Source organism: Nocardioides sp. CPCC 206347 (assembly GCF_048654605.1).
Lineage (GTDB): Bacteria > Actinomycetota > Actinomycetes > Propionibacteriales > Nocardioidaceae > Nocardioides.
In genome coordinates this window covers 933676-946541 of the sequence record NZ_JBMCYZ010000002.1, presented here as the reverse complement: position 1 = coordinate 946541, position 12866 = coordinate 933676, and the positions used below count along the sequence as shown (strand labels likewise).

Here is a 12866-nt window from a genome sequence, read left to right as displayed (position 1 = left end):
CATGGTGCGTCCTGCGAAGGCGCTGGACCAGGTGGTCCGCAACCGGATCGCCCCGTCCCTGAAGGACCTCGGGTTCACACGCAAGGGCCTGAGGTTCACGTTCGAGCGGCCGGACGGCGCCCGGGCCGTCGCGACTGTCCGTCGGTACACCCTCGGCAGGAACGACGCCGAGCTCCACGTCGACTTCTTCGCCCAGCCGCGTGTCTGGCGTGACTTCATGGCGCTCGAGGGCCGCGATCCGGACTGGCACCTGTGGAGCCAACGCGTCCTGGTTCCCGGCGCAACGGGCCCGATGCGGGACCACTGGTCCTTCGACCTCGACGACCTTGAGGCCGGCGCCTCGCTCACCGAGGAGGTGGTCGGACTGGCGCAGACCGCCGTGTCCTTCCTCGACCCGTCCGCCCTGCTCACCCACGTCCGCTCGAACCCGCACCTCCCCGGGCTCGGCAGCCGTCGCGAGGTGGTCGTCGCCAGTCTGCTCGCTGCGACAGAAGGGCCGTCGCCGGAGCTGGACGCGATGCTCCTCGCGTTCGACCAGGACCCCGACTGGCCCGACTTCAACCCGGCGTTCACCGGGTTCCTCCGCTCCTGGCTCGTCACCCGCTGACCCTTCCCCCAGCCCGGGGACCGTGACTACGTTGTGGGAACGCTTCACCAACTCTCGGGAGGTTCACCCATGCCACGCCTAAGGTCCCTTGTCGGCGCCATCCTCACGTCGGCAGTCGCGACCGGGCTCACCGCCACCCTCGCGGTCACGCCCGCCACGTCCAGCCCATCCACCTCGTCCAGCGAGACCGGCCCGTCCGCATCGCCCTCGGCACAGGGCGACATCCTCGAAGCCGTCCAGAACCTGCCGGGGGTCACCTCGGTCGCGGAAGCCACGGCCCCGGCCGGCTACCGGTTCTTCAAGATCACCTTCCGCCAGCCCGTCGACCACCGCGACCCGACGGCCGGCACCTTCGAGCAGCGCCTGACGCTGCTGCACAAGGACGCGGCCCGGCCGATGGTGATGTACACGAGCGGCTACAACGTCTCCAGCAATCCCAGCCGCAGCGAGCCGACGCAGATCGTCGACGGCAACCAGCTGAGCATGGAGTACCGCTTCTTCTCGACGTCGATCCCCGCGCGGCCCGACTGGCCCCGGGAGCTCACCATCTGGCAGGCCGCCTCCGACCAGCACCGCATCATCAAGGCGTTCAAGCGGCTGTACCGGGAGAACTGGCTCACGACGGGTGGCTCGAAGGGCGGCATGACCGCGACGTACCACCGACGGTTCTTCCCCGACGACGTCGACGGCACGGTGCCCTACGTCGCCCCGAACGACGTCGACAACGAGGACGACTCGTACAACGAGTTCCTCGCGAACGTCGGCACCGACCCGCAGTGCCGCGCCGACCTGACGGCCGTCCAGCGCCGGATCCTCGGTCCGGACCGGGCATGGTTCCTCGAACGCACCCGCCAGGAGGCGGAGGCGACCGGGGACACCTGGGACGTCCTCGGCAGCCTTGACCGCGGCATGGAGATCGCCGTGATCGACCTGTACTTCACGTTCTGGCAGTACTCCCCGCAGTCAGCGTGTGCCGCTGTCCCGCAGGCCGACGCGACCAACGAGGAGGTCTGGGACTGGACGCTGGGTGTGGTCCCGCTGACCGGCTACCTCGACCAGGGCCTGCTCGGCACGCTGCCGTACTACTACCAGGCTGCCTACCAGCTCGGCTGGTACGAGGCCTACGAGGAGCCGCTGGCCGACGTGCTGCAGCACCCGGGCGGTTGGGGCGGGCCGAACTTCGTGCCTGCCGACCTGTTGCCGATCGACTTCGACCGTCGCGCCATGGCCGACATCGACCGCTGGGTGCGCACCCGGTCGACCGAGATGCTCTATGTGTACGGCGGCAACGACCCCTGGGGCGCCGAGGCCTTCGAGTGCGGCCGACGGGCGGCGCAGCGCGCGTGCTCGGTGCACGTCGTCGAGGGCGGCACGCACGGGGCCCGCATCGCCCAGCTGCCGGAGGCGGAACAAGTGAGCGCCACCGCGCAGATCCGAGCGTGGGCGGGGCTCGACGCCGGCGGCGCTCGCCCCCGGCACAACGCGTCGCTCGACCGGGCGCCGGACTACCTGCGCCCGCCCGGGCGCTGAGCCGCGGCGCTCAGGCGAGCGCCACGACGCCGAGCTCGGCCGTTGCGACCAGCAACGGGTTCGTCGGGAGCACCCGCACGGTGTAGCCGAACGGGCCCGAGCGGCCGAGCTCGACCTGGCCGTCGAAGCGGTGCCGCCCGCCGTCGTACGACTCGACGAGGGTGAGGGGCGTCGTGGTCGCGTCGACGATGTCGTCCTCCGCGTCGACGCGGCCGTGGACCAGCTGCACCTGGACGTCGTCGGGCGACAGCTCCCCCAGGGCGACGTAGGAGTGCACGCCGAGGGTGCCGCCGACCTCGGCGGCGTCCTCGACGCCCTGGGCCTCGACGTGTTCGACGCGCACCTGCGGCCAGGCCGCGCGGACCCGCGCCTTCCATGCAGCGAGGTCGCGGGCGCCGTGCTCGGTGGCAGCGAGCGTGCGTGCATTGGCGACCGCCGGCGCGTAGAGCTGGGCAACGTAGTCGCGCACCATCCGGGTCGCGAGCACCTTGGGGCCGAGGGTGGTCCACGTGTGCCTCAGCATCTCGACCCAGCGGGCCGGGACGCCCTCGTGGTCGAGGTCGTAGAAGCGCGGTGCGACCTCGGACTCGATCAGGTCGTAGAGCGCGGCTGCCTCGAGGTCATCGCGCTTGTCGGAGTAGTCCTCCAGCCCGTCGGCGGACGGGATCGGCCAGCCGAACTCCGGGTCGTACCACTCGTCCCACCAGCCGTCGAGGATGGAGAGGTTGAGCCCGCCGTTGAGCGCTGCCTTCATGCCGGAGGTGCCGCAGGCCTCGTACGGGCGCAGCGGGTTGTTGAGCCAGACGTCGCAGCCGGGGTACAGCGGCAGCGCCAGCGCGATGTCGTAGTTGGGCAGGAACACGATCCGGTGGCGCACGTCCTCGGCGTCGGCGAAGCGCACGAGCTCCTGGATCAGCCGCTTGCCGCCGTCGTCGGCGGGATGTGACTTGCCGGCCACCACGAGCTGGATCGGTCGCTCGGGGTGCAGCAGGAGTGCCTTGAGCCGCGCGGGGTCGCGCAGCATCAGCGTCAGGCGCTTGTACGACGGCACGCGACGTGCGAACCCGATGGTCAGCACGTCCGGGTCGAGCGCCTCATCGATCCAGCCGAGCTCGGCCGGTGCCGCGCCGCGCTTCTCCCACGAACGCCGCAGGCGTCGACGGGCGTCGACGACGAGTCGCTCGCGCAGTGCCCGCTTGGTGCGCCACACGTCGGGGCCGGAGACCTTCGCGAAGGCTGCCCAGAACGCCTCGGCGTCGTCGTCCTCGGGATCGCCACCCTCGGCAGCGGCGAGGGCCAGGACCTCGGGCGCCACCCACGTGGGAGCGTGCACGCCGTTGGTGATCGAGGTGATCGGCACCTCGGCCTCGTCGAAGGCCGGCCACAGCCCGTTGAACATGCCGCGGCTGACGTGGCCGTGCAGCTGCGAGACGCCGTTGGCGCGCTGGGACAGCCGGAAACCCATCACCGCCATGTTGAAGACGCCGGGATCGCCGCCGTCGTAGTCCTCGGCACCGAGCGCGAGGATCTGGTCGACCGGGACGCCGGGCGTCGCCCCGTGGTCGCCGAGGTACTGCTCGACGAGGGTGCGCGGGAAGCGGTCGATGCCTGCCGGGACAGGCGTGTGGGTGGTGAACACCGTCGAGGCGCGACCGATCTCGAGCGCCGTGGCGAAGTCGACGACGTCGGCGCCGCCAGCGCCCTGCTCGCCGACGGTGAGCTCGCGGATCCGCTCCACGCCCAGGAATCCGGCATGGCCCTCGTTGGTGTGGAACACCTCGGGCGTGGGAGCACCGGTGATCCGGGAGTGGACGCGCAGGGCGCGGACGCCACCGACCCCGAGCAGGAGCTCCTGGCGCAACCGGTGTTCGGTGTTGCCGCCGTACAAGCGATCGGTGATCAGCCGATAGTGCTCGGGGTTCTCCTCGAGGTCGGTGTCGAGGAGCAGCAGCGGCACCCGGCCGACCGCGGCGACCCAGATCCGGGCGAGCAGGTCCGGACCGTCGGGCATCCGGAGCGAGACGGTGGCACGTTCGCCGGAGGCCTCGACCAGCGGCGACAGCGGGAGGCCGTCGGGGTCGAGGACGGGGTAGCTCTCCTGCTGCCAGCCCTCGTGCGACAGGGCCTGCTTGAAGTACCCGTGCTTGTAGAGCAGGCCGACGCCGACGATCGGGACGCCGAGGTCGCTCGCGGCCTTGAGGTGGTCACCGGCGAGGATGCCGAGGCCGCCGGAGTACTGCGGCAGGACGGCCGTGATGCCGAACTCGGGCGAGAAGTAGGCGATTGCCTCGGGCCAGGTCGCGTCCGGTTCGGCGGCGCTGGCGCGCTGGTACCACCGCTCCCCCTCGAGGTACGACGACAGGTCGGCCCGCACCTCGGCGACGCGCGCGACGTACGACTCGTCGGCAGCCAGCTCGGCCCAGCGCTCGGCCGACACCTCGCCGAGCAACCGGGTCGGGTCGTGACCGGTGCTCACCCACAGGTCGGGGTCGACGGCCGCGAACAGCTCCTGGGTGGGTGGATGCCACGACCAGCGCAGGTTGGCGGCGAGCTCACCCAGGGAGGCAAGCGCGTCGGGCAGGAGGGGGCGGACCGTGAACCTTCGGATCGCACGCATGTGTCCGACCGTAGCCAATCCCACTTGAACGTTCCAATGCTGTTTGTGAAAAGCGCCCGTAACAACCGCTCGCCGGCGCCGTTGAACCGGGTACTAGCGGGCGGGGTGGTCATGGGGGCCACCTCGCCCGTTGTTTTTGCGCGAGCGGGTGCGCGGGCGGCCGCTTTCGGTCCGGGGTCCTAGGGTGGAACCAATGACCACGACCCCCGCCCTCCGCTCGGTCGCCGAGCACCAGCAGCACGTCGCTGCGCTCCTCGTACCGCGTGCCGGGGGGCAGGAGACGATCGCCGTCGCCGAGGCCCGTGGCCGCATCCTGGCTGCCACCGTCACCGCGCCCGAGGCGCTCCCCTCCTTCGACAACTCGGCGATGGACGGCTACGCCGTCCGGGCCGCCGACATCGCCGCCGCGACGTCCGACTCCCCTGCCGTGATCCCGGTCGCCGGTGACATTCCGGCCGGTGCCGCGGTGGGCGAGCTGGCGCCGGGCACCGCGCTGCGCATCATGACCGGCGCTCCGGTCCCCCGCGGCGCCGACGCGATCGTCGAGGTCGAGATCACCGACGGCGGCACCGACAAGGTCGCGATCACCGATGCACGCGACGTCGGGTCCTTCGTCCGTCCTGCCGGTTCCGATGTCGCAGTCGGCCAGGAGGTCCTCGCTGCCGGTGCCGTGCTCGGTCCGGCCCAGATCGGTGTGCTGGCAGCGCTCGGCATCGCGGAGGTCGTCGTACGACGACGGCCACGGGTACTGGTCTGCTCGACCGGCTCCGAGCTGGCCGACGACCCGGTCCCGGGGTCCGGGCAGATCCGGGACGCCAACGGCGCCCTGCTGGCCGCGGCCGTCGAGGAAGCCGGCGCGATCGCGGTCCGCAAGCTGTGGGTGGCCGACGACGTGCCCGCGTTCCTCGCCCTGCTCGACGCCGAGACCGCGGCGGGTGACATCGACCTGGTGCTCACGTCCGGTGGCGTCAGCGCTGGCGCCTACGAGGTCGTGAAGGACGCGCTCGGCCCGCGCGGCGTGGAGTTCGTGAAGGTCGCCATGCAGCCCGGGATGCCGCAGGGTTCGGGAGTCGTCGGCGGTGTCCCCGTCGTGTGCCTGCCCGGCAACCCGGTGAGCGCGCTGACGTCGTACGAGGTCTTCGTCCGCCCGGCCCTGCGTACGGCGGCCGGCCATCCCCACCCACACCGGCCGGTCGTGCGCGCCGCACTCACCGAGCCCCTCAGCCCGCTCAAGGGCAAGCGCCAGATGCGCCGCGCACGCCTCGACCGCGCGGCCGGCACGGTCACTCCGTGGGGCCCGCCCGGCTCCGGATTCCTCGGCTGGTTCGCCGGTGCCGACGCCCTCATCGACCTGCCCGCCGACGGTGGCCCGCTGCAGCCCGGCGACGCCGTCGACGTGTGGGACCTCAGCTTCAGTTAGGTTCGAACCATGGTCGGACGCATCCCCGTGATCGACGTCAACCCGCTGCTGGAGGCCGGTGCCACCGGCGGCCGGCTGGCCGTCAAGGCGAGCGTCGGCGAACCCTTCCCGGTCAGTGCAACGGTGTTCCGCGAGGGCCATGACCGGCTCGGCGCCGAGGTCGTGCTCGTCGCGCCCGACGGCACCCGGCACGCGCCCGTTGCGATGACGCCGCTCCCGGCCGTCGACCGGCACACGGTCAGTCGCTACGAGGCGTGGGTCGAGGCGGACAGCGTCGGCGCCTGGTCCTTCGAGGTGCAGGCCTGGTCGGACCCGATCGCGAGCTGGCAGCACGCGGCCGGCATCAAGATCCGGGCCGACATCGACACCGAGCTGATGTTCGCCGAGGGTCGGTTGCTGCTCGAACGGGTGCTCGCCGAGGGCGGCCCGGACCGGGCCGGCACGAGGATCCTGCGCGCCGCGATCAAGGCCAGCAGCGACCAGAAGCGCCCTGCCGCGGCCCGGCTCGCGCAGCTCGAATCACCCGAGCTGGTGGGGGTCCTGAACGCGCACCCGCTGCGGGACCTGCTCACGGTCGAGGGTCCGTTCCCTGTGTACGTCGACCGCCCCCGCGCCCTCTTCGGCAGCTGGTACGAGTTCTTCCCGCGCTCCGAGGGCGCGACGTACGACCCGCAGACCGGCGCGGTGGTGAGCGGGACCTTCCGGACCGCCGCCGAGCGACTGCCCGCGGTGGCGGCCATGGGCTTCGACGTCATCTACCTCCCACCGATCCACCCCATCGGCGAGGTCAACCGCAAGGGCCCGAACAACACGGTGCTCGCCGAGGGCGAGCCGCTGCCGGCCGACTGGACCGGATCGCCCTGGGCGATCGGCAGCGCGGCCGGTGGCCATGACGCCGTCCACCCCGACCTCGGCACCCTCGCGGACTTCGACGCCTTCGTGGCGGCGGCCGGGGCGCTCGACCTGGAGGTCGCCCTCGACCTCGCCCTGCAGGCCGCTCCCGACCACCCGTGGGTGGCCGCACATCCCGAGTGGTTCACCACCCGGGCGGACGGGTCGATCGCCTATGCCGAGAACCCGCCGAAGAAGTACCAGGACATCTACCCGGTCAACTTCGACGCGCATCCCTACGACCACCCGGACAGCCTCGCGACCGAGGTGCTGCGCGTCGTACGGCACTGGATGGCGCACGGCGTCCGGATCTTCCGCGTCGACAACCCGCACACGAAGCCGGTCGCGTTCTGGCAGTGGCTGCTGGCCGAGGTACGCCGGACCGACCCGGACGTGCTGTTCCTGGCCGAGGCGTTCACCAAGCCGCCGATGATGCAGACGCTCGGTGCGATCGGCTTCCACCAGTCGTACACGTACTTCACGTGGCGCACCGCGAAGGTCGACATCGAGGACTACCTGCGCGAGGTGTCGCACGAGTCCGCCCACCGGATGCGGCCGAACTTCTTCGTCAACACCCCCGACATCCTCCACGAGTTCCTGCAGTACGGCGGCCCGGCCGCCTTCCGGATCCGGGCCGTGCTCGCCGCGATGTCGTCGCCCACGTGGGGGATGTACGCCGGCTACGAGCTCGGCGAGCACGTGGCCGTGAAGCCGGGCAGCGAGGAGTACCTCGACTCGGAGAAGTACCAGATCCGGGTCCGGGACTGGGGTACGGACGCCACCGGCCTGGCGTCGTACATCACGAGGCTGAACGGGATCCGGCGAGCCCATCCGGCGCTGCAGCTGCTGCGCAACCTCACCGTGCACCCGACCGACGAGGAGCACGTGCTGTGCTTCAGCAAGACCGCCGGGACCGACACCGTGATCGTGGTGCTCAACCTTGATCCCCACCAGGTGCACGAGACGATGGTGCACCTGGACCTGGCCGCCCTCGACCTGCCGGCGGGCAGCTCGTTCAGCGTGCACGACGAGATCAGCGGCGCGGACTGGACCTGGGGCGCCGACAACTACGTCCGGCTCGACCCCGCAGAGCCGGCACACATCCTGTTCGTGAAAGGAAACGCATGACCGTGGCGGACTCGAGAGTCCTGAACGACGAGCCGGAATGGTTCCGTACGGCCGTCTTCTACGAGGTGCTCGTCCGGTCGTTCCGCGACTCGAACGGCGACGGCACCGGTGACTTCCGCGGTCTGACGGAGAAGCTCGACTACCTCCAGTGGCTCGGCGTGGACTGCCTGTGGGTGCCGCCGTTCTTCCCCTCCCCGCTGCGTGACGGCGGGTACGACGTCTCCGACTACACAGGCGTGCTGCCCGAGATCGGCACCGCCGAGGACTTCCACGCGTTCCTCGACGCCGCCCACGAACGCGGCATCCGCGTGATCATCGACTTCGTCATGAACCACACGAGTGACCAGCACCCGTGGTTCCAGGCGTCGCGCTCGGACCCCGAGGGCCCCTACGGCGACTTCTACGTGTGGTCGGACACCGACGACCTGTACCAGGACGCGCGGGTCATCTTCGTCGACACCGAACCCTCCAACTGGACGTGGGACCAGACCCGCCAGCAGTACTTCTGGCACCGGTTCTTCCACCACCAGCCGGACCTCAACTTCGACAACCCGGCCGTGCACGACGCCATGATCGAAGCGATGTCGTTCTGGCTCGACATGGGTCTCGACGGCTTCCGGCTCGACGCCGTCCCCTATCTCTACGAGCGGCCGGGCACCAACGGCGAGAACCTCCCCGAGACCCACGAGTTCCTGCGCAAGGTGCGCCGGTTCGTCGACGAGAACTACCCCGGCCGGGTGCTGCTCTGCGAGGCGAACCAGTGGCCGACCGACGTCGTGGAGTACTTCGGGCCGGAACTGCTCGACAACGGCGAGGTCATCGGGACCGAGTGCCACATGGCATTCCACTTCCCGGTGATGCCGCGCATCTTCATGGCCGTACGACGCGAGTCCCGCTTCCCGATCTCGGAGATCATGGAACAGACGCCCGCGATCCCGTCCGGCTGCCAGTGGGGCATCTTCCTGCGCAACCACGACGAGCTCACCCTCGAGATGGTGACCGACGAGGACCGCGACTACATGTGGGGCGAGTACGCCAAGGACCCGCGGATGAAGGCCAACATCGGCATCCGCCGCAGGCTCGCTCCCCTGCTCGACAACGACACCAACCAGATCGAGCTCTTCACCGCACTGCTGCTGTCGTTGCCCGGCTCCCCCGTCCTCTACTACGGCGACGAGATCGGGATGGGCGACAACATCTGGCTCGGCGACCGCGACGGCGTCCGTACGCCGATGCAGTGGACGCCCGACCGCAACGCCGGCTTCTCCGCCGCGACGCCCGGCAAGCTGCACCTGCCGGCCATCCAGGACCCCGTCTACGGCTACCAGAGCGTCAATGTCGAGGCCCAGCTGGAGAACCCGTCGTCGCTCCTGCACTGGACGCGCCGGATGATCCACATCCGCCGCGGCCACGACGCCTTCGGGCTCGGCACCTTCACCGACCTGGGTGGGTCGAACCCGACGGTGCTGTCGTACGTCCGCGAGCACGTCGCGGCGGACGGCTCGGACGACGTCATGCTGTGCGTGAACAACCTGTCCCGCTTCCCGCAGCCGGTCGAGCTCGACCTGCGTCGCTACGAGGGCCGCGTGCCCGTCGAGCTGCTCGGTGGCGTGCCGTTCCCGCGGATCGGGGAACTGCCCTACCTGCTGACGTTGAGCGGCCACGGCTTCTACTGGTTCCGACTGACGAATCCCGACACCTCGGGGAGGCCGGTGCTGTGATCGAGCACTTCCTTGCACAGAGCCGCTGGTTCGGCGGCAAGGGGCGCGCCTTCACGGTGACCGGCGTGCGCCAGGTCGGGGCTATCGGATCCGTCGGGAGCGATCCCGGGGTGGTCGTCGTCCTGGCCGAGGTCACCTATGCCGAGGGTGACCGAGAGCTCTACCAGCTGCCGCTGTCGTTGTACGACGCCCCGCAGGACCACCTCGACCACGCCCTGGTGGGGCGCTGGCCGGAGTCTGCGGAGGGCTCGGAGGACGGCGCGTTCGCGTACGACGCCGTCCAGGACCGGGCCGCGATGTCCGCCTACCTGCGGGCCTTCGACGGCCCGCACACGGGCCTCGACTTCGTCCGGCTCGAGGGCCACGACCTCGATCTCGACGCGGTGCCCTCGCTCTTCAGCGGCGAGCAGTCCAACTCGTCGGTGCTGTTCGGCGACGACTCAGTCCTCAAGATCTTCCGCAAGGTGACACCGGGCGAGAACCCCGACATCACCACCCACCAGGTCCTCACCGAGGCGGGCTCCACGCACGTCGCCGCGCTCTACGGCTGGATCGAGTCCGACGACCTCCACCTCGCGATGCTGCAGCAATTCCTGCGGACCGCGAGCGACGGCTGGGAGCAGGCACTGGCCAGCGTCCGTGACCTGTTCGCCGAGGGCGACCTGCACGCCGAGGAGGTGGGCGGCGACTTCGCCAGCGAGGCGTCACGACTCGGTACCGCCCTGGCCGAGGTGCACGACCAGTTGCGGGCAACCTTCCCGACCGCCGAGATCGACGCCGCCGACGTGGCGCGGACGATGTCCCGCCGCCTGGACGAGGCCATCGCCGTCGTCCCCGACCTCGGCGAGTACGCCGACGGTGCCCGCGCCGTCTTCGCGGCCATGGCCGGACTCGGCAACCTCCCCGTGCAGCGGGTGCACGGAGACCTCCACCTCGGCCAGACCCTGCGCACCGTCGCGGGCTGGAAGCTCGTCGACTTCGAGGGCGAGCCCGCCAAGTCGCTCGCCGAGCGCCTGCTCCCCGACTCCCGCTGGCGTGACGTCGCCGGGATGACGCGGTCGTTCGACTACGCGCCGCATGCCGTCGACGCCTCCCTGCCCGAGGACGACGCCGACGTGGCGCATCAGCGCGCCATCCGCGCCGACGAGTGGGCTCGCCGCAACCGCAAGGCGTTCCTGGCGTCGTACTGCGGCGAAGGTGGGCTCAGCGACGCCGACCGCACCGTGCTCACAGCGTACGTCGTCGACAAGGCCGTCTACGAGTGCGTGTACGAAGCACGCAATCGCCCGGCCTGGCTACCGATTCCGCTGGCAGGCGTCGCGCGGCTCGTCGCGGACTGATCAGCCGAGGATCGCGCGCACGATCGCGATCGAACCGACCACGACGGCTGCGAGCAGCCACAGGCCGATCAGCAGTACGACGGCACATCCCACCCGACCCGTCCAGCGCTGCGCATCGGACTCCGGAGCAGGCAGGTCACGGCTTCCCCGAGGGCGCACTGCCGCTTCGCGGCGAAGCGCCTGGACGCGGGCGGTGTCGCGCAGCGCCGAGGGGATGCTCGCCAGCCGCGCGGTCTCGTCGCCGAAGCGCTCGCGCCATGCGTCGACAGCCGCCAGGGCAACCGGGTCGTCGCGACCCGTCACGAACCACAGCGCCCCCGCGGCGGGCAGGTTGCCCATCTCGTTGTGAACCGATGCAAGGAGGTCGAGCACCTCGTCGTCCTGGCGGTTCACGAGAAGGCCCGTCAGCCGGTCCCGCGCCTTCCACGCGCGGCCGGCTTCGAGGTCGGCGCGAGCGCGGACAAGGGCGTTGGTCACCGGCGGATCGTGTCAGGAGAGTGGCGTGGGTGCCACCGGATTCCCGTCAGTCAGCGATTCGCGGCGCAGGTCTCGATCTCCCTCTCCGGGTCCGGTCCGTTCGCCAACAGGTCCCGTTGGCTTCCCACCTCGATGACCTCCTTCGCCGGCGGCGGCTCCACGACGATCTTCGCGCCGAAGCCGCGGTACTCGACCCGGATCCTCAGCGAGTCGGCCATGTCCTTGATCGCCAGGACCTCCGCGGGCAACTGGTCAGCGTCAAGGCGGGCAAGGACGTCAGCCGCCCCGAACTCGACCGCCGCGTACCTCCCGTCGGTGACCGTGACCACGCCCGGGACGGTAGCGGCCGGGTCAATCGGCGCATCGAGCTGATTGACGATCTTCGGCATCATCGCTGGTGCTGCTTCGTCCAGAAGGAGGTCGACCCTGACCAGATCTCCGGTGCCGTCAACCAGGCCGACCGCCGATGGCTCCAGAAGCATGTTCGCCGTCGGAGGGACGGCGGAAGCAGCGGCCTGGTCCCCGGTGCCGGTCGTGAAGTGCATCCAGCACCCGATCAGATCCGGGGCGATCCCGTCGCCCGTGACCTGGGACCAGACATGGCCGGCAATCATGCGATAGTCGACAGCGGCACCCGGCACCATGTAGCGCTGGAGGGCTGCTGGTCCGGCGAGATCGAAAGCACCCGTCGCCATGGTCTGCTGGTTGTCCCGGTCCTTCCAGATGACCTCGTACTCGGCGGTCGGATTCGCCAGTAGATCCCGCTCTGCGGCGTTCACCAGCGCCTGCGCCTGCTCCTTCGTCGCAACGTCAACGGCCGCGCTCGACGTCTCCTTGCCTGCGGACGGGCCGTCGGACTTCTCGCCGCAACCAGAGACGAGCAACGCGGCAAGAGCCACACAACAGAGGAGAACCCGAGACATGGGCGTCAGTATTGCCCGGCTCCCGCCCGGCGTCCGTGTTTCCGGAAGGTACTTCAACCTCGAGTTCGAGATCTTCTACACGAGCTGGAACGCGTCGGCGAAGTCGCGCAACATCGAGCGGGTGTCAGCCGGTATCTTCGCACCGCTCGTCGGACAGGCAAGCAGCCGCGTGCCCAGCTCTTCGGTACGGCGCGCACGATCGAGCGCGATGC

9 protein-coding genes are annotated in these 12866 nt (G+C 70.3%); 6 read left to right on the top strand and 3 right to left on the bottom strand.

What is annotated here, in order from left to right; all coding sequences use genetic code 11:
• Position 1 precedes the first annotated feature (1 nt).
• Complete coding sequence (locus ACOACQ_RS10925) at positions 2-607, top strand: hypothetical protein (RefSeq protein ID WP_420288288.1); 606 nt, start codon at positions 2-4, stop codon at positions 605-607.
• Positions 608-676: 69 nt separating this feature from the next.
• Entirely contained in the window at positions 677-2137 is a 1461-nt protein-coding gene (locus tag ACOACQ_RS10920; protein ID WP_420288287.1) for a S28 family serine protease, read from the top strand.
• Between the two features lie 10 nt (positions 2138-2147).
• Here ACOACQ_RS10920 and glgP read toward each other — a convergent pair whose 3' ends face one another.
• Positions 2148-4754 (bottom strand): alpha-glucan family phosphorylase, encoded by a 2607-nt coding sequence (glgP, locus tag ACOACQ_RS10915; protein WP_420288286.1) that lies wholly within the window; start codon positions 4752-4754, stop codon positions 2148-2150.
• 193 nt (positions 4755-4947) lie between these two features.
• Between glgP and glp the strand changes: the two genes are divergently transcribed.
• Genes glp through ACOACQ_RS10895 form a run of 4 tightly spaced genes read left to right on the top strand, consistent with a single transcriptional unit; the run spans position 4948 to position 11254 of the window.
• Complete coding sequence (glp, locus tag ACOACQ_RS10910; RefSeq protein ID WP_420288285.1) at positions 4948-6174, top strand: gephyrin-like molybdotransferase Glp; 1227 nt, start codon at positions 4948-4950, stop codon at positions 6172-6174.
• Positions 6175-6183: 9 nt separating this feature from the next.
• Complete coding sequence (locus ACOACQ_RS10905) at positions 6184-8193, top strand: maltotransferase domain-containing protein (RefSeq protein WP_420288284.1); 2010 nt, start codon at positions 6184-6186, stop codon at positions 8191-8193.
• Positions 8190-9914 carry a maltose alpha-D-glucosyltransferase gene (gene treS, locus ACOACQ_RS10900; protein WP_420288283.1) on the top strand — a complete coding sequence of 575 codons (1725 nt, stop codon included), beginning with the start codon at positions 8190-8192 and terminating at the stop codon, positions 9912-9914. The genes ACOACQ_RS10905 and treS overlap by 4 nt, the downstream gene beginning before the upstream one ends.
• Positions 9911-11254, top strand: a complete 1344-nt coding sequence (locus ACOACQ_RS10895; RefSeq protein WP_420288282.1) for a maltokinase N-terminal cap-like domain-containing protein — start codon at positions 9911-9913, stop codon at positions 11252-11254. Before treS ends, ACOACQ_RS10895 begins: the two co-directional genes overlap by 4 nt.
• Here the strand turns inward: ACOACQ_RS10895 and ACOACQ_RS10890 are convergent, their stop codons facing one another.
• Positions 11255-11731: a DUF6584 family protein gene (locus tag ACOACQ_RS10890; protein ID WP_378605184.1), complete on the bottom strand. Its 477-nt coding sequence runs from the start codon at positions 11729-11731 to the stop codon at positions 11255-11257.
• 50 nt (positions 11732-11781) lie between these two features.
• Positions 11782-12654 carry a hypothetical protein gene (locus ACOACQ_RS10885; protein WP_378605182.1) on the bottom strand — a complete coding sequence of 291 codons (873 nt, stop codon included), beginning with the start codon at positions 12652-12654 and terminating at the stop codon, positions 11782-11784.
• Between the last annotated feature and the right edge of the window lie 212 nt (positions 12655-12866).